This window comes from Janthinobacterium sp. 64 (assembly GCF_002813325.1).
Lineage (GTDB): Bacteria > Pseudomonadota > Gammaproteobacteria > Burkholderiales > Burkholderiaceae_D > Janthinobacterium.
In genome coordinates this window covers 4,617,082-4,638,152 of record NZ_PHUG01000001.1, presented here as the reverse complement: position 1 = coordinate 4,638,152, position 21,071 = coordinate 4,617,082, and the positions used below count along the sequence as shown (strand labels likewise).

The 21,071-nt window shown below is 63.5% G+C and carries 16 protein-coding genes; 7 read left to right on the top strand and 9 right to left on the bottom strand.

The annotated features are described in order from the left end of the window. Nucleotides 1-3: 3 nt before the first annotated feature. The 3 genes from CLU91_RS20405 to CLU91_RS20395 all read left to right on the top strand — a co-directional run bounded on the left by CLU91_RS20405 (nucleotide 4) and on the right by CLU91_RS20395 (nucleotide 3,926). A complete protein-coding gene (locus CLU91_RS20405; protein WP_198521372.1) occupies nucleotides 4-1,143 on the top strand; it encodes a PilT/PilU family type 4a pilus ATPase in 1,140 nt (379 codons plus the stop codon). 1 nt (nucleotide 1,144) lies between these two features. Further along, nucleotides 1,145-1,630, top strand: coding sequence for a glutathione peroxidase (locus CLU91_RS20400; protein WP_100875585.1), 486 nt, complete (start codon nucleotides 1,145-1,147; stop codon nucleotides 1,628-1,630). Nucleotides 1,631-1,814: 184 nt separating this feature from the next. Then, a complete protein-coding gene (locus tag CLU91_RS20395; protein ID WP_100875584.1) occupies nucleotides 1,815-3,926 on the top strand; it encodes a putative bifunctional diguanylate cyclase/phosphodiesterase in 2,112 nt (703 codons plus the stop codon). On the opposite strand, the gene glcF is transcribed toward CLU91_RS20395, so the two are convergent. The 3 genes from glcF to CLU91_RS20380 are packed head-to-tail and all read right to left on the bottom strand — an operon-like array spanning nucleotide 3,919 to nucleotide 7,729. Beyond that, a complete protein-coding gene (gene glcF / locus CLU91_RS20390) occupies nucleotides 3,919-5,148 on the bottom strand; it encodes a glycolate oxidase subunit GlcF (protein ID WP_100875583.1) in 1,230 nt (409 codons plus the stop codon). The genes CLU91_RS20395 and glcF overlap by 8 nt on opposite strands. Nucleotides 5,149-5,152: 4 nt before the next feature. Then, the gene (gene glcE / locus CLU91_RS20385; RefSeq protein ID WP_100875582.1) at nucleotides 5,153-6,223 is read right to left on the bottom strand and encodes a glycolate oxidase subunit GlcE; all 1,071 of its coding nucleotides are present in this window, start codon (nucleotides 6,221-6,223) and stop codon (nucleotides 5,153-5,155) included. Between the two features lie 15 nt (nucleotides 6,224-6,238). Further along, entirely contained in the window at nucleotides 6,239-7,729 is a 1,491-nt protein-coding gene (locus CLU91_RS20380; protein ID WP_100875581.1) for an FAD-linked oxidase C-terminal domain-containing protein, read from the bottom strand. A 150-nt stretch (nucleotides 7,730-7,879) separates the two neighbouring features. Here CLU91_RS20380 and CLU91_RS20375 point away from each other — a divergent pair, with 150 nt between their 5' ends. Then, the gene (locus tag CLU91_RS20375) at nucleotides 7,880-8,434 is read left to right on the top strand and encodes a cob(I)yrinic acid a,c-diamide adenosyltransferase (RefSeq protein ID WP_070222612.1); all 555 of its coding nucleotides are present in this window, start codon (nucleotides 7,880-7,882) and stop codon (nucleotides 8,432-8,434) included. Between the two features lie 45 nt (nucleotides 8,435-8,479). Here the strand turns inward: CLU91_RS20375 and CLU91_RS20370 are convergent, their stop codons facing one another. From CLU91_RS20370 to CLU91_RS20345, 6 genes are all read right to left on the bottom strand, one after another. Continuing rightward, a complete protein-coding gene (locus CLU91_RS20370; RefSeq protein ID WP_232730816.1) occupies nucleotides 8,480-9,634 on the bottom strand; it encodes a cytochrome-c peroxidase in 1,155 nt (384 codons plus the stop codon). Between the two features lie 19 nt (nucleotides 9,635-9,653). After that, complete coding sequence (locus CLU91_RS20365; RefSeq protein ID WP_100875580.1) at nucleotides 9,654-12,206, bottom strand: TonB-dependent receptor plug domain-containing protein; 2,553 nt, start codon at nucleotides 12,204-12,206, stop codon at nucleotides 9,654-9,656. Nucleotides 12,207-12,412: 206 nt separating this feature from the next. Then, the gene (locus CLU91_RS20360; RefSeq protein WP_100876832.1) at nucleotides 12,413-14,479 is read right to left on the bottom strand and encodes an FUSC family protein; all 2,067 of its coding nucleotides are present in this window, start codon (nucleotides 14,477-14,479) and stop codon (nucleotides 12,413-12,415) included. Nucleotides 14,480-14,663: 184 nt separating this feature from the next. Further along, the gene (dxs, locus tag CLU91_RS20355; protein WP_100875579.1) at nucleotides 14,664-16,532 is read right to left on the bottom strand and encodes a 1-deoxy-D-xylulose-5-phosphate synthase; all 1,869 of its coding nucleotides are present in this window, start codon (nucleotides 16,530-16,532) and stop codon (nucleotides 14,664-14,666) included. Next, a complete protein-coding gene (locus tag CLU91_RS20350; RefSeq protein ID WP_442906571.1) occupies nucleotides 16,533-17,444 on the bottom strand; it encodes a polyprenyl synthetase family protein in 912 nt (303 codons plus the stop codon). After that, a complete protein-coding gene (locus CLU91_RS20345) occupies nucleotides 17,441-17,692 on the bottom strand; it encodes an exodeoxyribonuclease VII small subunit (RefSeq protein ID WP_010394784.1) in 252 nt (83 codons plus the stop codon). Before CLU91_RS20345 ends, CLU91_RS20350 begins: the two co-directional genes overlap by 4 nt. A 407-nt stretch (nucleotides 17,693-18,099) precedes the next feature. Here CLU91_RS20345 and CLU91_RS20340 point away from each other — a divergent pair, with 407 nt between their 5' ends. Genes CLU91_RS20340 through CLU91_RS20330 form a run of 3 tightly spaced genes read left to right on the top strand, consistent with a single transcriptional unit; the run spans nucleotide 18,100 to nucleotide 21,045 of the window. Next, nucleotides 18,100-19,200, top strand: a complete 1,101-nt coding sequence (locus CLU91_RS20340) for an aromatic ring-hydroxylating oxygenase subunit alpha (protein WP_100875578.1) — start codon at nucleotides 18,100-18,102, stop codon at nucleotides 19,198-19,200. Nucleotides 19,201-19,256: 56 nt separating this feature from the next. Continuing rightward, nucleotides 19,257-20,180: a DMT family transporter gene (locus tag CLU91_RS20335; RefSeq protein ID WP_100875577.1), complete on the top strand. Its 924-nt coding sequence runs from the start codon at nucleotides 19,257-19,259 to the stop codon at nucleotides 20,178-20,180. A 13-nt stretch (nucleotides 20,181-20,193) separates the two neighbouring features. After that, on the top strand, nucleotides 20,194-21,045 hold the full coding sequence (locus tag CLU91_RS20330) for a sulfurtransferase (protein WP_100875576.1): 852 nt from the start codon (nucleotides 20,194-20,196) through the stop codon (nucleotides 21,043-21,045). Nucleotides 21,046-21,071: the final 26 nt, after the last annotated feature.

Below are 21,071 nucleotides of genomic sequence, written 5' to 3'. Positions count from 1 at the left end.
CCCATGCAAACGACGCACGAATACTATGGCGCCATGCACGCGCTGCTGGCGCAGATGCGCGCACGCGGCGGCTCGGACCTGTTCATCACGGCCGGCTTTCCGCCCGCCATCAAGCTCGACGGCAAGCTGACGCCGCTGGCGACCGCCGCGCTCGATGCGCAGCAGGCGGCCGGCTACGTGCGCGCCGTCATGAACGAACGCCAGGCAGCCGAATTCGCATCCAGCCGCGAAGCCAATTTCGCCATCAGCCCGGACGGCCTCGGGCGTTTCCGCGTGTCCGCCTTCGTGCAGATGGGCCAGGCAGGCATGGTCTTGCGATTGATCAATACCGCCATCCCCACCCTTGATGGGCTCGGTTTGCCCGCCATCCTGCAAGACATCGTCATGAGCAAGCGAGGCCTCGTCATCATGGTGGGCGCCACGGGTTGCGGCAAGTCGACCACCTTGGCGGCCATGGTGGGCCACCGCAACGCGCACAGCCATGGCCACATCATCACCATCGAAGACCCCGTGGAATTCATCCATCCGCACGGCAACTGCATCGTCACTCAGCGCGAAGTGGGCGTCGATACGGACGACTGGGCCACGGCCCTGAAAAACACCCTGCGCCAGGCGCCCGACGTGATCCAGATCGGAGAGATACGCGACCGCGACACCATGGACCACGCCATCGCATTCGCCGAGACGGGCCATCTGTGCCTGGCGACCCTGCACGCGAACAACGCCAACCAGGCGCTGGACCGCATCATCAATTTCTTCCCCGAAGAGCGGCGCCAGCAGCTGCTGATGGATCTGTCGCTCAATTTGAAGGGCATGATTTCCCAGCGGCTGATCCCCAGCAAGGAAGGCGGCGGACGCAAGGCGGCGCTGGAAATCCTGCTCAATTCACCGCTGATGAGCGACCTGATCTTCAAGGGCCAGGTGCACGAGATCAAGGAATTGATGAAAAAATCGCGCGAGCTTGGCATGCAGACGTTCGACCAGGCCCTGTTCGACCTGCACGAAGCGGGCGCCATCAGCTATGAAGACGCGCTGCGCAATGCCGATTCCGTCAACGACCTGCGCCTGACGATCAAGCTCAAGGGCGCAACGGCGCCGGAACCGGCCCCGCAAACGGGCACCACCAAGCTGGGGCTGCTCTGACATGACCAGCATCCACGCTTTCCAGGCCGAGGCGCTGGACGGCACGCCGGTCGACCTGGCACGCTACAAGGGCAAGGTGTTGCTGATCGTCAACACGGCCAGCGCCTGCGGTTTCACGCCGCAATACCAGGGGCTCGAAGCGCTGTACCGCGCATTTCACGAGCAGGGCCTGGTCGTGCTGGGATTTCCCTGCAATCAATTCCGCCAGCAGGAACCGGGCTCGAATGGGGAAATCAAAGACTTTTGCGAGAAAAAGTTCGGCGTCACCTTTCCCCTGTTTGCCAAGATCGACGTAAATGGTCCGCATACCCATCCCCTGTTTGCGCAATTAAAACAGGCGGCGCCCGGCATATTCGGCACGCAAGCGATCAAATGGAATTTCACCAAGTTTTTGGTGCGCAAGGATGGCAGCGTATTTCGCCGCTACGCGACGGCCAGCAAACCGGCCAGCCTGGCGGCCGACATTCGGCAATTGCTACAGGAATAGCACGCGACGCTTTGATTTAAAACAACAAACGATGAAATCAAACTATCCGTATTTATTTCATGCTTGATATTAATATTGTGTTTCCAATAGCAAATTTGAGTGATAATGTTGACATAATTATTCGCAGATATCGATCAAAAAAACGATGCCAGTCTTTGGGAAAATAATATCTTCATGGATGCGGATGGGCATTTATCCCCGCCTCTTCATTCCTATTTTCTTCCTGATACTCGCCGTTTCCGCCGTTCGCTATCACGCCCTGCTCGGTACGGAAACGGCACTGGCCAATGCGCGCTACCAGAGCGATGCGCGGCAACTCGACCTGTTCCTGGCCAATAGCGTGCTGCCGCTGACCGTCCACACGGACAGTCACGCGATGCAAGACAGCGTGCGCCAGGTGCTGCGCGGCGCCCTGCCGCTGAACCGCAGCCTCGTTTCCGCGCGCTGGGACACGGCTGGCGGGCATGTCGAGGTGCAGGCCGACCAGCAGCGTGCCGATACTGTGGCCGACGACGTGCCCGCGTGGTTCCGGCGCCTGGCCGGCATCACGGCCATCCGCAGCCGACTGACGGTGGCGCTGCCGGACGGCGGCGACGGCATCCTCGCCCTGCACTACACGCCAGGACTGCCCCTGGCGCAGGTATGGCTGCGGGTGCGCGAACAGGCCGTTCTCAGCACCATCAATATCGTGCTGGTCTTCCTCTTGCTGGGCTTGATCCTGGCCATGCACCGCCGGCTGCTGGGGCGGCTGGTGCAAGCGACCGACCGCTTCCGCGAAGGCGACTTCGCCGTGCGCCTGGCCGCTGGCGCCACACCCGAAGCGCAAGCCGTGTCGCACTCGTTCAACAGCATGGCCGGCGATGTCGAAGAACTGTTTTCCTCGCTGAAGACCAGCCAGCGCCAGCTGGGCGAGCAGCTGAACGAAACCGTGCACATGCAGCAGGCGCTGCAAAAACTGTCATGGCAAAACTATAATGATGTGCTGACGGGCTTGCCCAACCGTGCCGCGCTGGCCGCCCGCTTCGAACAGGAACTGTTCCTGGCGCGCGAACGCCAGCGCCTGCTGGCCGTCTGCCTGTTCGACCTCGACCACTTTCAGGCCATCAACGACCGCTACGGCGCCGAAGCGGGCGATGAAATCCTCAAGCAGGTGGCGGGCCGTCTGCACGGCTTTACGGGCCAGGTCCACTACGCGGCGCGCCTGGGCGGCGATGAATTCGTCATGCTGCTGTGCGGCCAGGCCAATATCGCCAGCATCGAACAGAACGTCACCCAATTGATGCAGGAACTGAGCCGCCCCTACCAGTGCGACCAGCAGGCGCTGCACATGACGGCCAGCGCCGGTATCGCCGTCTATGCGGGCAAGGACTTGAATACGGAAAGCCTGCTGCGCCACGCCGACCACGCCGTCTACCAGGCGAAACTGACGGGGCGCAACCAGTATCACTTCTTCGACACCAACCTCGATGAAGAAGTGCGCACCCACCACAACCAGCGCACGGAAGTGCGCCACGCCCTGATCAACGGCGAACTGCGGCTGTACTACCAGCCTAAGGTGAACATGCGCGCCGGCACGGTGGTGGGCATGGAAGCGCTGCTGCGCTGGCAGCATCCGCGCCGCGGCGTGCTGGCACCGGCGCAATTCCTGCCGCTGGTGGAGCAGACGGATCTGATCATCGACATCGGCGAATGGGTGCTGCGCCAGGCCCTGTGGCAGATGCAGCGCTGGAGTGCAGTCGGCAAGCACTGGGTGGTCAGCGTCAACATCGCGGCGCGCCACTTCCAGCAAGCCGATTTCGTCTCGCGCCTGGAAACCATCCTCGGCGAATTTCCCGGCGTGCGCGCCAGCATGCTGGAACTGGAAATCCTCGAATCGTCGGCCCTGCACGACATCGAGGACGTGCGCCGCATCATCCGCGCCTGCCAGGCGCTGGGCATCACGTTCGCGCTCGACGATTTCGGCACCGGCTACTCGTCGATGTCGTATTTGAAGCGCCTGCCGGCGAACATCGTCAAGATCGACCAAAGCTTCGTGCGCAACATGCTCAACGACCGCGACGACCTGCACCTGGTGCGCGCCGTCATCGGCCTGGCCCGTTCATTCAGCTTGACGGTGATTGCCGAAGGCGTGGAAAGCGTCGAACATGGCGCGCGCCTGATCCAGCTGGGCTGCGACCTGGCGCAAGGCTACGGCATCGCCCGCCCCATGCCGGCCGACGCCGTGCTGGAGTGGGCGAACAATTTCATCCCGGCGCCGCAATGGAAAACCGCGCAATATAGCGAAGTGTCTATCTGACCTGGGGCAAAGCGGAGTCGATCAGCTCGATCCAGTGCCGCACGGGCGTCTCGGTGCCCGACTGCAGGTGGCTCAGGCAGCCGATATTGGCCGACACAATTTCATCGGGTTCGCACGCTTCCAGGTTGGCCACCTTGTTGTCGCGCAGCTGCTGCGACAGGGCCGGCTGCAAAATCGAATACGTGCCCGCCGAACCGCAGCACAAATGGCTGTCGGCGCACAGGCGCACGTCGACGCCGACGGCGCGCAAGACCTGCTCCACCTTGCCGCGGATTTGCTGGCCGTGCTGCAGGGTGCACGGCGGGTGATACGCGACTTTTTTGCCGATGCGCCCTTGCAGCAGCGCCACCAGCTCGTTTTCAAACGCCGGCATGATCTCGGACAGATCGCGCGTCAGTGCGGCGATGCGCCGCGCCTTGTCCGCATACTGCGCGTCGTGCGCCAGCAGGTGGCCGTATTCCTTCACCGTGGCGCCGCAGCCGGAGGCCGTCATGACGATGGCTTCGGCGCTGTCGACATACGGCCACCAGGCGTCGATATTGCGGCGCATGTCGTCCAGCGCCGCGTCCTGGTCGTTCAGGTGATGGCGCAGCGCGCCGCAGCAACCGGCCTTCGGCGCGACGATCAATTGCACGCCCAGCGCGTCAAACACGCGCGCCGTGGCCGCGTTGATGTTGGGCGACATGGCCGGCTGCACGCAGCCATCGAGCAGCAGCATGCTGCGCGCATGCTGGCGCGCGGGCCAGGCACCGGCAGCGGCGCCGGGGCGCAATTTATCCTGCAAGCCTTTTGACAGCAAGGGCCGCAGCGCCTGCCCCACCTTGTACACGGGCGTAAACAGCCAGCGGCGCGGCAAGGCTTCCTTCAGGGCGAAGCGCAAGGCGCGTTCGCGCAAGGGGCGCTGCACGCGCTGTCCCACGACGTTGCGGCCGATGTCGACCAGGCGCCCGTACTGCACCCCCGAGGGACAGGTCGACTCGCAGTTGCGGCAGGTCAGGCAGCGGTCCAGGTGCGTCTGCGTCTTGGCCGTAACGGGCGCGCCTTCGAGCACTTGCTTGATCAAATAGATGCGTCCGCGCGGGCCATCGAGCTCGTCGCCCAGCAGCTGGTAGGTGGGACAGGTGGCCGTGCAAAAGCCGCAATGCACGCAGGCGCGCAGAATGGCTTCGGCTTCGTCGCCTGCCGGCGTATTCTTGATGAAATCGGCGAGATTGGTTTGCATGCGCTCAAGTCATTCTGTGCGGGTTGAAGATGCCGGCAGGGTCGAAAGCCTGCCGCAGGCGCTGGTGGATGGTGGCGATGGCGGGCGCCAGCGGGTGGAACACGCCCACCGCCTTGTCGCCGCCGCGGAACAGGGTGGCGTGGCCCCCAAGCGCTGCCACGGCCTGGCGGATGTGCCGGGCGCCATCGGCATCGGCGTCGCCATCGAGCTTGAGCCAGCGCTGCGCGCCGCCCCACTCGATCAGCTGGCGCCCTTTCAAAATCACGGCGCTGGCGTGCGGCGGCAGAGATAATCGCCACAAGCTGCCCGCGCCCGCAAAGAAAGCGTGCGTCTGTTCGCGCACGGCCAGCCAGAAGGCGGCCGCCTCATCGTCTGCCAGCAGTTCGCCTTTCAATGATTGCAGCGCCGCCGACACGGCCGCCTCGGCGCCGGACAGGCGCACGCTCAAGATGCCGTCATGCCAGCAGCTGGCCGATATCGGCAGCGGCTTGCCCGCCCACTCATTGAGCATGCGCAAGGCGGCGATTTCCGCGCACGCCACGCGCAACGTCGCTTCGCGCAGCGGCAAGGGCAATACCTTCAGCGACACGTCCAGGATCAGGCCCAGGGTACCCAGGGACCCCGCCAGCAGGCGCGAGACATCGTAGCCGGCCACGTTTTTCATGACTTGCCCGCCGAAGGCCAGGCGCTCGCCGTGACCGTCCATCAGCACGGCGCCCAGCACGAAATCACGCAGCGCACCCGCGCTGGCGCGGCGCGGGCCGGACAAGGCGCTGGCGACGACGCCGCCCACGGTGGCGCCAGCGCCGAAATGCGGCGGCTCGAACGCCAGCATCTGCTTGCGCGCGGCCAGCGCCGCCTCGACGTCCGCGAGCGGCGTGCCGCAGCGGGCCGTGATCACCAGCTCCGTCGGTTCATAGTCGATGATGCCCGCATAGGCGCGCGTGTCGAGCACCTCGCCTTCGAGCTGCTGGCCATACCAGTCTTTCGTGCCGCCGCCGCGCAGGCGCAAGGGTTTGCCCGCCGCACTGGCTGCCAGGATGGCCTGCCTGAATTGTTCCACTATCGCTTGCAAAAGAGTCTCCGGTGGTTAAAAACGGGGCAGGTTGGCGAATGGCAGGCGCCCTGCCGTCACATGCATCTTGCCGAATTCGGCGCAGCGGTTCAAGGTGGGGATCGCCTTGTCCGGGTTCAGCAGAGTATGCGGGTCAAAGGCGCGCTTGACGGCAAAGAAGGCATCGAGTTCGGCGCGCGTAAACTGCACGCACATGGAATTGATCTTTTCCATGCCCACGCCATGCTCGCCCGTGATGGTGCCGCCGACGGCCACGCACAGGGCCAAAATGTCCGCGCCAAACGCTTCGGCGCGCTCGAATTCACCAGGCTTGTTGGCATCGAACAGGATCAGCGGATGCAGATTGCCGTCGCCCGCGTGGAACACATTCGCGCAGCGCAAGCCATGCGTCGTTTCCATGGCGGCGATGCCCGTCAGGACTTGCGCCAGTTTTTTTCTCGGGATGGTGCCGTCCATGCAGTAGTAGTCGGGCGAGATGCGTCCGGCGGCGGGAAACGCATTCTTGCGGCCGGACCAGAACTTCATGCGCTCAGCTTCCGACTGCGACACGGCAATCGCGCTGGCGCCCGCCCCTTCCAGCACGGCCGTCATGCGGGCGATTTCCTCTTCCACTTCCTCGTGCGTGCCGTCCGCTTCGCACAGCAAAATGGCGGCTGCATCGATGTCATAGCCGGCCTTGACGAACGGTTCGACCATGCGCGACGAGGTCTGGTCCATCATTTCCAGGCCGGCCGGGATGATGCCGGCGGCAATCACGTTGGCCACGGCATTGCCGCCCGTGACGACATCGTCAAAGGAGGCCATGATGACTCTGGCCGTCGCCGGTTTCGGGATCAGTTTCACGGTCACTTCCGTGACGATGCCCAGCATGCCTTCGGAGCCGATGAAGACGGCCAGCAGGTCGAGGCCCGGAGCGTCGAGGCATTCGCCACCCAGCTCCAGCACGTCGCCATCGATGGTGACGATGCGCACGCGCAGCACATTGTGCACGGTCAGGCCGTATTTCAGGCAATGCACGCCGCCCGAGTTTTCCGCCACGTTGCCGCCGATGCTGCAGGCGATCTGCGACGATGGATCGGGCGCGTAGTACAGCGCGTGGGGCGCCGCCGCTTCGGAAATGGCCAGGTTGCGCACGCCCGGCTGCACCACGGCGATGCGTGCATACGCATCGAGGCGCACGATGCGGTTCAGGCGCGCCGTCGACAGCACCACGCCGTCGGCAATCGGCAAGGCGCCACCCGACAAGCCCGTGCCAGCGCCGCGCGGCACGATCGGCACCTTCAGTTCCCGGCAGACGCCGAGGATGGCGATGACCTGTTCTTCCGTATCGGGCAGGGTGACCACCATCGGCAGCTGGCGGTAGGCGGCCAGGCCGTCGCATTCGTACGGGCGCGTATCTTCGGCGTCGGACAGCACGCAGCGGGCCGGCAGCACGGCCAGCAGGGCCGCGACGACGGCTTGCTGGCGCGCGGCGGTCAATCCAGGTTCAGGGGCAGCATTGAGCATAAGATGGGGGGAAAGGGCATGGGCGTGCAACGATTGTAAGCACAAAAGTGGCGCGCAGCGCATTTTTTGTCCATTTCGAAGCCAAATCCGCAGCCAGGCGGCACGCAGTGTCGTATGCTGCCCCCATTCTTCATTGACAGGATCAACATCATGGGTAACCGACTCTCGAAAATCGCCACGCGCACGGGCGACAATGGCAGCACCGGCCTGGGCGACGGCAGCCGCACCAGCAAGGACAGCGCCCGCATCCACGCCATGGGCGACGTGGACGAACTCAATTCCAATATCGGCTTGCTGCTGTGCGAAGCCATGCCCGACGCCTTGCGCGACGAACTGGTGGCCATCCAGCACGATCTGTTCGACCTGGGCGGGGAAATCTGCATCCCCGGCTACCAGCTGATCAAGGAAGAGCATGTGCTGCGCCTCGATGACTTACTGGCGAAATACAATGCGGACTTGCCCGCCTTGAGTGAATTCATCCTGCCGGCCGGTTCGCGCGCCGCCTCGCTGGCGCATGTATGCCGCACCGTGTGCCGCCGCGCCGAGCGCAGCATCGTCGCCCTGGCCAATGCGGAACCCCTCCATGAGCATCCGCGCCAGTACGTGAACCGCCTGTCGGACCTGTTGTTCGTGCTGTCGCGCGTGCTGAACCGCTTTGCCGGCGGCAGCGACGTGCTGTGGCGGCATGACCGCACCAGAGGATAAAACAGGCAGTGACAGATGATCACGGACCGGCATGATGCGCCGCGCCTACAGCACTTCCAGGAAGGACTTCAAGGCGATGATTTCGTCCGACGTCAGCTGCAGCGGTCGCAGCAGGGGCGAGGTGACGGGAAACTTCGGATCGGCCGCCTGCTGTGCGTTGCGCGGCACGGGGCGCGACATGCCCGCGTTATACATGTTCAGCAAGCCCACCATCTGCGGAAACAGGCCGTTGTGCATCCACGGCCCCGATTGCGCCACGCCGCGCAAGCCCGGCGTGCGGAACTTGCCCACGTCCCCATCCTTGCCCGTCACCAGATAGCGCCCCAGGTCTTCATATTTCTTGCGGCCGTAATACGTCAGCCCCAGGTTATGGAATTGCTGGTCCGTCAGCAAGGCACCGCTGTGGCACGTCATGCAGCGCGCCTTGGTGCGGAACAGATGCAGGCCCAGCAGCTCACGGTCGTTCAGGGCCGTGCGCTCGCCCTCCAGGAAGGTATCGAAACGCGTGACGGGCGGCAGCACCGTGCGCTGATAATCGGCCAGCGCCGTCAGGATGCGCGGCAGGGTCACGCCGGCGCCCTGGCCAAAAGCCGCATCGAACTGCGCCGTGTAATCATCGAGCGCGGCCAGCTTGGCCGCCAGGGCCGGCACGTCCATGGCCATCTCGTCGGCATGCTGCAAGGGCCCCAGCGCCTGCTCTTCCAGGGTGCTGGCGCGGCCATCCCAGAACAGCGTCTTGATCTGCGCCACGCCCAGCAAGCCCGGCGTATTGCGCTGCCCCAGCCGCCCTTCGTGTCCGACGGAAACGGGCTTGCTGTCGGCAAAGCTGTGCGCGGGGCTGTGGCAACTGAGGCAAGCCACAGCGTTAGAACGCGACAATCGCGGGTCGTTGAACAGGCGCTGCCCCAGCGCCACGACGGCCGGCGCCAAGGACGGCACGGGCACGGGCATGGCGGAGACGGGCGCCATTTCCGCAGCCGTCACGCCATCGGGCAGGTGCGGCCGGGGCCAGCCGGCCATCGGCCGCGCATACGTCTGGCGCAGACAGGCCAGGTCCCAGCCGCTTGCGCCAACGCAAGGTTCAACGGCGGATGGAGCGCCTTCGCGCGCCTGGCCATCGAGGCTGAGCAACAAGGCGCCGCCCGCCAGCAAGGCGGCCACGGCGACGGTGGTTTTTTTCAGGTGGGATGCCATATTCATGCGCCTGCCGAAGAGTTGATTAGAAACGGTAGCCGAGTTCCAGCGTAAACTGGCGGCCTTTTTCATACACGACCTCGGTCGTCGACTGGAACAGGGGATTGCTGCGGTTGCTCACGTTCTCGATCCCCAGGTTCACAAAGCCCTCGCCCGGGCCCGTCTTCGGCAGCGCATACTGCACGCGCATGTCCCAGGTGATCGACTTGCCCACCGTAATATCCTTGAAGACGGTGGCCACCTCGCCGTCGAACAGCTTGGACTCACCCGTCGCCGCCATGCCCGTTTCCGGCCCCCGCACGCGCAAGAAGTTGTCCACTTTCAGGCGGTACGCGGGGATATCCGTCGACAGCAGCAGGCGCGCCGTCCAGGGACGGTTGTAATTATTCGCCGGACGATCGACCCAGCGCATGAACTTGCCCTGGTAATAGATATAGTCTTTCAAGTCGCCCGCAAGATCGCTCAGGCTATCCGCGTAATCGGCGTGCGACGAGTGGATGCGCGTGCGGTCGTAGCCGAACTGCACGTGCGTGGCCGTATCGCCCCAGCGCAGGGGACGCGCCGTTTCGGCGGCAAACGTCCAGACCTTGCTGTCCGTGCGGCCCACGTTATCCCAATAGAAATTAGCCGGCGACAACAAATGCTGCACCATCTCGTCGCGGCCTTCGCGCAGCACGCGCTTGGCGCTCCACTTCACGCCCGCCCACTGCTGGCTGATGCCCAGCATTTTTTCATCCGTGTACGGCACCTTCATCTCGCCCGTCTTGTACCAGGCCCAGTTGGTGGCCATCTCGGGCGCCGCCCAATCCTTCAGCAAGCCACCCGTCAAGGTACGATTTTGCGGAGCGGTCTGCAGTGCCAGGCGTTTCGAACGCGCATAGAAATCGAAGAAATTGCGGCCATAGTAGCGGTTGGCGCCTGCCTCGATCAGTGTCGTGCCCTTGCCTGCCACATCCCAGAAGGCCGACAGGCGCGGCGCGATACTGGACTTCGGCGACAGCTCGTCGCTGTCGTAGCGCACGCCCAGGCGCAGGCGCACATCGCCCAGCCTGACGTCGTCCTGCAGGAAGGCGCCGCGCATCTTGTTGTTCAGCTCATAGGCGCCCGCGTAGTAGATAATGCGCTGCGCCAGGTACTGGCCGCGCACGTTCGACGCCGCATTCCAGGGCTTGGACAGCGAGCAGTATTGCGTGTCCACCGCGCCACCCGGCATATTGCAAGTGTTGGTATTGAGCGATGCCTGGTATTGCTCATACTGCGTGTGGCGCACATAGCTGCTGTGTTGATAGTCCAGTTCCACACCGGCCTCGAAAGTATGCGACATGCCCAGCAAATCAAGCGGCTCCCACTTCAGCTTGCCCTGGTACGCGATATTTTCCTGTTCCTGGTCGACGTCGCCCCAGCCGCCCTCGTTACTGGCCCAGCCCGTCGCACCCGTGCCCGTTTTGACGCCCCAGTTCTTGCCACTCGAGTAGCGCCAGGCTTTCCAGACGCTGGCATCGGCATCGCGCGAGCTGTCCATCTTGTTCCAGCTCAATCGGTGCTCCGCCTTGGCATTGCCCAGCAATCCCACGGGATGCGTCAGGCCCAGGTTGACACCCGTGCCGCCGCTTTTCAGGTGATACGTGCTGTTTTTTGCATTGGCAATGAAATAGTCGCCACTGGCCGGTGCATGCATGAGCGAGAAATCGGCCAGCACGCCGTGGCCGATGGTCCAGAAACCGCGCACGAAGGCGTTGTCGCTGCTGCGCTTTTGTACCTTGCGGTTGGCATCGCTTTCACTTTGCAAACGGTTGCCGTAGCCATTCAGGGGAATGTCCGACGTCTTGCGGATAAAACTGCCGATCAGGCTGAAATTCTCCGTCACCTTGCCCTGCAGCGCGGCACGGTACGTCCATTTCTCGAATTCGGGCTGCAAGGCCGCCGTCGTCGACGTGGTGGCGCTTTCCTTCTGGCTATCGTTGAGCTTGTATTGCATCCACGACGAGCGCGTGCTTTCCACGGAAACCTGGCCGGACAGCTTGCGCGTGGGCGCGCAAGTGTTGGCCTTCACCACGCCGCCCTTGAAGCGGCCATACTCGGCGCCGATGTTCGAGTCGAGCACCGTCACGTCGCACAGTAGGCTGGTATCGACGGCAAAACCCTGGCTGGCCGACGGTGGCGTGGTATTGCTGGCGGGATTACTACTGACGGGGCCGATATCGTTGTTGAGCGACATGCCATCCATCTGGTACAGATTGTCGTAGAACTTGGCGCCATTGATGCTGATGTCGGCCGGCGCCAGCTCGCCCTGGGTGGCGGACGCTTGCTGCTTGTTATCGAATTGCACGCTGGGATTGATGCGCAACAAGCTCGTGACATTGCCGTCGATGCCCTTCATCGCTTCGATCTGGCGCCTGTCCAGGCGTTGTTCGCCCACGGAAACACGTTCGGCTTGCAAGCGCACTTCGGGCAGCACCTGCGGTGCCGGTTCATCGGCGTCCGCTTCGGCGGCAAGAACAAGGGGCGAGGCGACGCTGGCGCCAAAGGCCAGGCCGATGGCCAGGACGGATTGGCGCAGGGTAAGAATGGAAGACATGAAGAACCTTCAACTGCGGATGGGAAAGGGGCAGTCTCATGATGCCGCCCTTCACTTGATCCTCCAGTGTCGTCTTCTCATGCTGCCAGTTGTAAATGATAACTATTACTATTCGCATTTACAAGACAGAAAGATCAAAACGCGCTGTTTTTTTGACATGCGTAAAAATTTCGGCCAGCCTGTGGCATCTGCGCCACGCCGCTCGCTTATGCGGGCACCGCCACCTTGGGCGGCTGCGCATGCACATGCTCGCGCAGCAAGCCACGCAACAACTGCACCTGCGTCACGGCATCGGCCTGCAACGGCGTCAGGACCTCGCTGATGCAGGGGCCGGGCGCCGGGGTGCCGGAATCACCGCGCAGCAAGGCATCCATTTCAGCACTGACCTCGGCAATCCACTGCTGCAGCTCGGGCGGCGCCGGCTCGGCCTGGGGACTCAGGCTGATGCGCGCCGTGCTGCCCGCCACGCGGCGCAGCAGCGGCAAGGTGCGCAGCGCCGCCAGGCCCACGCCGGCGCTGCGGTCGAGGCGGCGCTCGATGCGCAGGCGCTGCAGCACTTGTTCGGCGTTATTGCTGGCCAGCCCCGCCTCACGGCGCAGGCGCGCAATCGCACTATCCCAGCGTCCACCCGCCGCCAGCACGGCCAGCAAATATTTCAGGTTGGCCGACACGGCTTTTGCCAGGCGCTGGTCGAGGTCGTCCGCTTCGCGGTCGGGCCACAGATAAAACGTGGCCAGCAAGGCCAGCATGCAGCCGAGCACATTGTTGCCCAGGCGACTCACCGCATACACCATCTCGCTGGCGGGCGCCGCATAGTCGGCCACCAGCACGAAGGCGGGTGTCATGAACAGCACGTGCAGGCTGTAGCTGACCCTGCGCAACGCCATGGTGGCGACGATCAACGGAAACACCACCAGCGAGATGCCCAGCGGCGTGTAAATGACCAGGCCGATCAGCACGGCCAGCACGGCGCCCAGCACGCTGCCAGCGACCCGTTCAATGCCGCGCGGCCAGGTGGTCGACACGGACGGCTGCAATATCAATAACGTCGCCATGGTGGCCCAGTAGCCGAACGGAATATGCAAGGCCTCGACCAGCAGGAAGCCGGCCGTCGTCGCCAGCGACACGCGCGCCGCATGGCGCCAGCTCAGCGATTGCGGCGTGGCGTTGACTTTTGCCGTCTGCCACGCCTGCCCCAGCGCCAGGAAAGCCGCCTCGCGCCACGCCAGCTGCGCCGCGCGCGGCAAGCCCAGTTCCATGAAGTCGACATTCAGACGCAGTGGCAGCAAGGCGCCCAGCGCCGCTTCCAGGCGCCGTCCGCAGCCCGCCAGGCGGCGCTGCAATTCCAGGGGCGGCGTTTCCGGCTGGCGCTGCACGGCCTGCCCCAGGCGGCGCAGCAGCACGGCCATCACTTCCAGGCTGCGCCGCGCGCGCGGGTCCTGGCGCAGGCGCTGCTGCTCGCGCTCGCACGTATGCGTGACGGCAATTAAATAGGCGAAGATGCGCTCGGCGTCGCTGAGCGCCAGCAGCAGGTTGTCGTACAGGGCGCTGCGTCCCGCGCGCGCAGGCGGCACGGCGGCCAGCGCCACGCGCGCCGCTTCCAGCGCGGCGCGCGCCTGCGAACGGTAGCTGGCGCCATGCGCGGCGGCGTCCGCCTGCGCGGCATCATGTTCGAGGAAGCGCGCATTGTCGCGCGCGATGCCGGCCAGGCGCGAATACGCGGCGCGGATGGCGCGCCTGGCAGGGCTGAACGGGTGGATGCGCCAGACGGTAAAACTGAGCACCGTGGCAAACAGGCAGCCGAACAGGTACAGCCCCAGGAAAGGCGCCGTCTGCGTCATCGATTCCAACGGGTGCGTGACCATCACCACGCAAGCCGTGGCCGCCAAAATGGCCACTTGCGCCGTGGCCGCGCCCCAGATGCGCGCCAGCGCGCCGGCCCAGGAAAACAGCAGCACGGCGATGGCGGCCGTCGCCACGCCATGCCCGGCCGCCAGCGCCGTCAGGCCGCCGGCCACGGTCGACAGCAGGCCGAAGCCCAGCATCGAGACGAAACGCATGCGCCGCGTGCCGGCCGCGTCGGCCAGGCAAGTCCAGAAGGCGCCGATGGCGGCCCAGGAAAAATCGGGGTGGTCGAACAGCAGGCCCAGCAGCAGCATGGCGCTCGATGCGCACGCGGCCCGCAGACCCTCGGACAGATTCGTTTCATCGATGGCCAGGCTGACCATCCACAGGGGGCGGCGCTGCGCGAGCTTGTCGGTATAGGCGTGCATGCCCGTCAGCCAGCGGCCGGCCAGTGCGCGTGTACGGCGGTGAAGTTTCCTGAAATGCAAGGTGGACTTTGAAGAAGTATCAAAGCGTCATCGTAGCATTCCCGGGCGAAAAATGTTGCAGTGCAGCGTAAAATTCCTGCGGGCGAAACGGCACCGCAGTGCCGCTGTTATCTTGCTTGAGCTTTTAGCTGACCATCGCCAGGCGCGGCCCTGCGGACGGGAAACGCTGCTCGATCGAAGCGGCGATGCCGGCTGCGTCGAGGCCCACGCTTTTCAGCAGTTGCACAGGGTCGCCATGGTCGATGAAGACGTCCGGCAAGCCCAGCATCAAAATCGGCTTGACGATCCCTTCCGCTGCCAGCGCTTCGGCCACGGCCGAACCGGCGCCGCCCATGATGCAGCCCTCTTCCACCGTCACCAGGTAATCGTGTTCTGCGGCAAGCTGTTTCACCAGCGCCACATCGAGCGGCTTGACGAAGCGCATGTTGGCAACAGTCGCGTCGAGCTTCTCGCCCGCCGCCACGCTATGAGCCACCATGGAACCGAAGGCCAGGATGGCGATGCGCTTGCCGTGGCGCTTGAGCTCGCCCTTGCCGATCTCGATGCTGGTGAGTTCCGGCACGATGGCCGCGCCGGCACCGGCGCCGCGCGGATAGCGGATGGCGGCCGGGCCAGGATAGTGGTAGCCCGTGGTGAGCATCTGGCGGCATTCGTTTTCGTCGGACGCGGCCATGATGACCATGTTCGGGATGCAGCGCAGGAACGCCATGTCATAGTTGCCCGCGTGCGTGGCGCCATCGGCACCCACCAGGCCGGCGCGGTCCAGCGCAAACGTCACGTCCAGGTTTTGCAACGCCACGTCGTGGATCAATTGATCGTAGGCGCGCTGCAGGAACGTGGAATAGATGGCCACGACGGGTTTCAAGCCTTCACAGGCCAGGCCCGCGCCGAAGGTCACGGAATGCTGCTCGGCGATGCCGACGTCGAAATAGCGGTTCGGGAATTGCTGTTCGAACTTGACCATGCCCGAGCCTTCGCGCATGGCCGGCGTGATGCCCACCAGGCGCTTGTCGTGCGCGGCCATGTCGCACAGCCAGTTGCCGAACACATCCGTGTACGTCATCTTGCCCGGCGCCGTGGCCGGCTTGATGCCTTCCAGTGGATTGAACTTCGGCGTGCCGTGGTACAAAATCGGTTCCGCCTCGGCCAGCTTGTAGCCTTGCCCCTTCTTGGTGACCACGTGCAGGAATTGCGGCCCCTTCAATTGCTTGATATTTTGCAAGGTCGGGATCAGCGAATCGAGGTCGTGGCCATCGATGGGGCCGATATAGTTAAAACCGAATTCCTCGAACATGGTGGCGGGCACGACCATGCCCTTGGCATGCTCTTCGAAGCGCTTCGCCAGTTCCAGCACGGGGCCGGGCAAGACGGATTTGCCGACATTTTTCGCCGCCGCATAGAACTGGCCCGACATCAAGCGCGCCAGATGGCGGTTCAACGCGCCCACGGGCGGCGAGATCGACATGTCGTTGTCGTTCAAAATCACCAGCAGGTTGACGTCTTCCTGCACGCCCGCATTGTTCATCGCCTCGAAGGCCATGCCGGCGGTCATCGAACCGTCGCCGATCACGGCGATCGCGTGCAGCGGGTCGCCCTTGATCTTGGCCGCCTGCGCCATGCCAAGGGCGGCCGAGATCGACGTCGACGAGTGCGCCGTGCCGAAGGTGTCGTACTCGCTTTCGTCGCGTTTCGGGAAGCCGGAAATGCCATCCTTCTGGCGCAGGGTATGCATGCGCTCGCGCCGGCCCGTCAAAATCTTGTGCGAATAGGTCTGGTGGCCCACGTCCCACACGATGCGGTCGTGCGGCGTGTTGAACACATAGTGCAGCGCGACGGTCAGCTCGACCGTGCCCAGGTTGGACGACAAATGGCCGCCCGTCTTGGAAACGGAATCGAGCAGGAAGCTGCGCAATTCCTGCGCCAGCGGCACCAGTTGCGAGCGGGCCAGCTTGCGCACTTGCGCTGGTTCATTGATGGTTTCTAACAGTTTCATTTATGCCTTCCGCTGCACGACCAGGTCTGCCAGCTCGCGCAGACGGCGTGCCTTGTCCCCGAATGGCGCCAGCGCCGCATGGGCGTCGCACCGCAATTGTTCTGCCAGGGCTCTCGATGGTTCCAGCCCCAGTATCGATACGTAGGTCGGCTTGTTGGCCGCCGCATCCTTGCCCGCCGTCTTGCCCAGGGTGGCCGAATCGGCCGTGGCGTCGAGCACGTCGTCGACCACCTGGAACGCCAGGCCGACGGCGCGCGCATACGCGTTCAGCGCCGTCATCTCGTCTGGCGCCAGGTCCTTGCCGGCCAGCGCGCCCAGGATCACGGCCGCGCGCAGCAAGGCGCCCGTTTTCAGTTGATGCATCTGTTCCAGCTGCGGCAAGGTCAAGGCCAGGCCGACGCTGTCGAGGTCGATCGCCTGGCCGCCGCACATGCCGGCTGAGCCAGACGCGTGCGCCAGCAGCTTGATCATGGCCATTTGCCGCGCGGGCGGAATCGCCGCGCCGTCGGCCAGCAGCATGAACGCTTGCGATTGCAGCGCGTCGCCGACCAGCAGGGCCGTCGCTTCATCGTAGGCGATGTGCACGGTGGGTTTGCCACGGCGCAAGGCATCATCATCCATGCACGGCATGTCGTCATGCACGAGCGAATACACGTGAATCATTTCCAGCGCGCAAGCGGCGCGCGCGAGGGTATCTTGATCGGCATCAAACAATTCACCGGCCGCCATCACCAGCAGCGGACGCACGCGCTTGCCGCCACCGAGCAGCGCATAGCGCATGGCCGCGTGCAGCTTGTGCGGTACGGCGTCAAGTGCAGGCAGAAACTGGTCGAGCCGGCTTTCCACGCCGGACTGGGTCGCTTGCATCCAGTCGCCGAAGGTCACGCCGTCTTGCGATACACTGGCCATCATAGTGCGGCCTCGCCGGCATCGACGAACGGTTTCAGCATATCGCCTTCCAATACTTTCACCTGCGCTTCGACACTGTCGAGCTGGGTAGCGCAATACTTGACCAGTTCCGAGCCGCGCTGGTAGGCCGCGACCGATGCTTCCAGCGGCAACTGGCCCGCTTCCATTTGCGTTACCAGCTGCGCCAGTTCCGCCATCGCCTCTTCAAACGAGGCCGGCGCTGCGGCAGCGGCAGTTAATTTCTTCGACATAGACTCAGATCTCTTCGTGGCACGAGGGGTATGTAGGGAGACGCCGGGGACTCCCGGCCAGCATAGAAGCGTTATTTTAGAACAAACCACACTATTAAGTGAAAACTAAAGCGCAATCGGCGTGCTCAAAGGGGAAGACGTTACCAGCTTGGCAGTCAATTTTAGCGCAATCACCCCCATCGGCCGGAAATTGCACGGTAAATGACAATGTTTATCATTAAAGTAGCCTATTTGCCGAAGGGGTTTGGCAATGCCGAGGCCGATACGCGCTATAATCGCCGGTTCTGTCCGAAATACCGTTTCAACAAATTTGAATTCAGGTCTTTGCGGATTCTTTCTCTCTGTAGCGGTTGCCCAGGGAATGGCCTGGGGCACTGCTGACCGTTGTACATTTATGGGGGGTTGGGATGTCCGATCTGGCTACTCACGCCAAGCTGGCGCGCTCAAACGCGCAACTTCCGGTCCACGTCTATTTTGACGAAACGCTGTTGCAGCGTGAAATGCAGCAATTGTTCCAGGCTGGCCCGCGCTATGTCGGGCACGAGCTGATGGTGCCGGAAACCGGCGATTTTGCGACCCTGGCGTCTGAGAACGAAGGGCGCATGCTCGTGCGCAACGCCAATGGCATCGAAGTGCTGTCCAACGTGTGCCGTCACCGGCAGGCGCTGATGTTCAATGGCCGCGGCAATGCGAACCATATCGTCTGCCCGTTGCACCGCTGGACCTACGACCTCAAGGGTGAATTGATCGGCGCGCCGCATTTCCCCGAAACGCCGTGCCTGAACCTGTCGAAAACGCCGCTGCAAAGCTGGAATGGCTTGCTGTTCGAGCAAAATGGCTACAACGTGATGGAAAAATTGAAAGATTTGTCCGTCTCGAAAGACCTCGATTTTTCCGGCTATATGTTCGACCACGTGGAAATCCACGAATGCGACTACAACTGGAAGACCTTCATCGAAGTCTATCTGGAAGACTATCACGTGGAACCGTTCCATCCGGGTCTGGGCAGCTTCGTCAGCTGCGACGATCTGCGCTGGGAATTCGGCAAGGATTACAGCGTGCAAACGGTGGGCGTGCACCGCGGCTTGCAGCAGGCCGGTTCGCCTGCCTATAAAAAATGGCAAGAGCAGGTGCTGCAATTCCGTGGCGGCGAAGCGCCACCGTATGGCGCCATCTGGCTGACCCTGTATCCGAACATCATGGTCGAATGGTATCCACACGTGCTGATCGTCTCGACCCTGTGGCCCGACGGTCCGCAAAAGACGCGCAACGTGGTCGAGTTCTATTATCCAGAGGAAATCGTGCTGTTCGAGCGCGACTTCGTCGACGCGGAACGGGCCGCCTACATGGAAACCTGCGTCGAGGACGATGAAATCGCCCTGCGCATGGATGCGGGCCGCAAGGCCCTGATGGCGCGCGGCGAGAACGAAGTGGGCCCTTACCAGTCGCCGATGGAAGACGGCATGCAGCACTTCCACGAGTGGTACCGCAACAATATCGAACTGTAATTCCCTCAAGGGCCGCCTCGCGCGGCCTTTTTCATTTTCATTACCAGGATTTACTCATGCAATCGCTTTGGATGTTATTCGCCAGTTTCATGTTTGCCATCATGGGCGTGTGCGTCAAGCTGGCGTCGGAGATGTATTCGACGTCCGAAATCGTCATGTACCGCGGCATCATCGGCATGACCGTCATGAGCTGCACGATTTTGTACCAGGGCGGCAGCTTTAAAACCACGATGCCGGGCCAGCATCTGTGGCGCGGCGTGGTGGGCGTGATCGCCCTGTGGCTGTGGTTTTATGCGATCGCCATCCTGCCGCTGGCCACGGCCATGACGCTCAATTACATGGCGCCCATCTGGATCGCCGTGATCCTGCTCGCTGGCGGCTGGTGGAAGGCAACAAAACAAGTCGAGTGGCCGCTGGTGGCGGCCATTGCCATGAGCTTTGTCGGCGTGACCCTGCTGCTGCAGCCCGTGTTCGAGACGGACCAGGCGGCCGGCGCCATCACGGCCTTGATTTCCGGCATGCTGTCGGCCCTCGCCTATTTGCAGGTGCGCAAGCTGGGCTTGCTGGGCGAACCCGAATACCGGGTCGTGTTTTATTTCTCGGTCGTCAATTTCCTCGCCGGCGTGATCGGCCACGTGGCCAGCGCCGGCGGCGGCCCCGTCGTCTGGCATGCGCACACAAGCGCCTATGGCATCGGCTTGCTGGCCGCCATCGGCCTGTGCGCCACCATGGCGCAGATGGCCATGACGCGCGCCTATCGCCTGGGCAAGACACTGGTAGTTGCCAATTTGCAATACACGGGCATCGTCTTTTCCAGCTTCTGGGGCGTGGTGATCTTTGGCGACCTGTTCGACTGGCATGGCTGGGCCGGCATCGGCGTCATTCTCGCCTCCGGCATCGCCGCCACCTATTACAATACCCGCAACACGGCCCGTGGCGCGGCGATCGCGCGCACGGATCCCATCGCCAGCGAAGTGTAAAGGAGCATTCCTGATGTACACCACCTTGATCCAGGCCAGCGAACTGGCCGACCACCTGAATGACAGCAACTGGGTCATCCTCGATTGCCGCCACGACTTGCTCAAGCCGACGGCCGGCAGCGATGCGTTTGCCGCCGGCCACATCCAGAACGCGCAGTTCGCCGATATCGACACGGCCCTGTCCGGCCCGAAGACGGCGCGCGGTGCGGCATTTACGGGCCGCCACCCCTTGCCCGAGCGCAACGTCCTGCTGGCCACCTTGCGCGGCTGGGGCATCGATGACGACACGCAAGTGGTCGCTTATGACGGCCAGGGCGGCATGTTCGCGGCCCGTGTGTGGTGGTTGCTGCGCTGGGTCGGCCATCCTGCCGTCGCCGTGCTCGACGGAGGTCTGGCCGCCTGGCAGGCGCAAGGCTTGCCGCTGGTCACGCCCCTGGCACCCCGCCCTGTCGGCACCCTGACGGAGAAAGCCAGCCTGACGCGCACGGTCAGCGTGCAGGACGTCATCGCCAACCTGGAAGCCCAGGCCTTGACCGTCATCGACGCGCGCGCGCCCGACCGGTATCGCGGCGAAAACGAAACCATCGACCCCGTGGGCGGCCATATCCCCGGCGCGAAAAACCGTTTCTTCAAGGACAACCTGCAGGCGGATGGCCGCTTCAAATCCGCGAAAGAACTGGAGCAGGAATTCGCGGGCCTGATCAGTACGGCTGAATCTACCATCCTGCAGTGCGGCTCCGGCGTGACGGCTTGCCATAACCTGCTGGCCCTGGAAGTGGCAGGTCTGCCTGGCGCGGCCCTGTATCCGGGCTCGTGGAGCGAATGGTGCGCCGATCCGGCGCGGCCTGTGGCGACGGGAAATTAAAAAATGGCGGACCAACTGGTCCGCCA

What these genes read in the sequence shown, in the direction of transcription:
- CLU91_RS20405 (WP_198521372.1), top strand. Translation starts at nt 4, where the DNA reads ATGCAAACGACGCACGAATACTATGGCGCCATGCACGCGCTGCTGGCG.
- CLU91_RS20400 (WP_100875585.1), top strand. Translation starts at nt 1,145, where the DNA reads ATGACCAGCATCCACGCTTTCCAGGCCGAGGCGCTGGACGGCACGCCG.
- CLU91_RS20395 (WP_100875584.1), top strand. Translation starts at nt 1,815, where the DNA reads ATGGGCATTTATCCCCGCCTCTTCATTCCTATTTTCTTCCTGATACTC.
- glcF (WP_100875583.1), bottom strand. Translation starts at nt 5,148, where the DNA reads ATGCAAACCAATCTCGCCGATTTCATCAAGAATACGCCGGCAGGCGAC.
- CLU91_RS20380 (WP_100875581.1), bottom strand. Translation starts at nt 7,729, where the DNA reads ATGCTCAATGCTGCCCCTGAACCTGGATTGACCGCCGCGCGCCAGCAA.
- CLU91_RS20375 (WP_070222612.1), top strand. Translation starts at nt 7,880, where the DNA reads ATGGGTAACCGACTCTCGAAAATCGCCACGCGCACGGGCGACAATGGC.
- CLU91_RS20370 (WP_232730816.1), bottom strand. Translation starts at nt 9,634, where the DNA reads ATGAATATGGCATCCCACCTGAAAAAAACCACCGTCGCCGTGGCCGCC.
- CLU91_RS20365 (WP_100875580.1), bottom strand. Translation starts at nt 12,206, where the DNA reads ATGTCTTCCATTCTTACCCTGCGCCAATCCGTCCTGGCCATCGGCCTG.
- CLU91_RS20360 (WP_100876832.1), bottom strand. Translation starts at nt 14,479, where the DNA reads ATGCACGCCTATACCGACAAGCTCGCGCAGCGCCGCCCCCTGTGGATG.
- dxs (WP_100875579.1), bottom strand. Translation starts at nt 16,532, where the DNA reads ATGAAACTGTTAGAAACCATCAATGAACCAGCGCAAGTGCGCAAGCTG.
- CLU91_RS20350 (WP_442906571.1), bottom strand. Translation starts at nt 17,444, where the DNA reads ATGATGGCCAGTGTATCGCAAGACGGCGTGACCTTCGGCGACTGGATG.
- CLU91_RS20345 (WP_010394784.1), bottom strand. Translation starts at nt 17,692, where the DNA reads ATGTCGAAGAAATTAACTGCCGCTGCCGCAGCGCCGGCCTCGTTTGAA.
- CLU91_RS20340 (WP_100875578.1), top strand. Translation starts at nt 18,100, where the DNA reads ATGTCCGATCTGGCTACTCACGCCAAGCTGGCGCGCTCAAACGCGCAA.
- CLU91_RS20335 (WP_100875577.1), top strand. Translation starts at nt 19,257, where the DNA reads ATGCAATCGCTTTGGATGTTATTCGCCAGTTTCATGTTTGCCATCATG.
- CLU91_RS20330 (WP_100875576.1), top strand. Translation starts at nt 20,194, where the DNA reads ATGTACACCACCTTGATCCAGGCCAGCGAACTGGCCGACCACCTGAAT.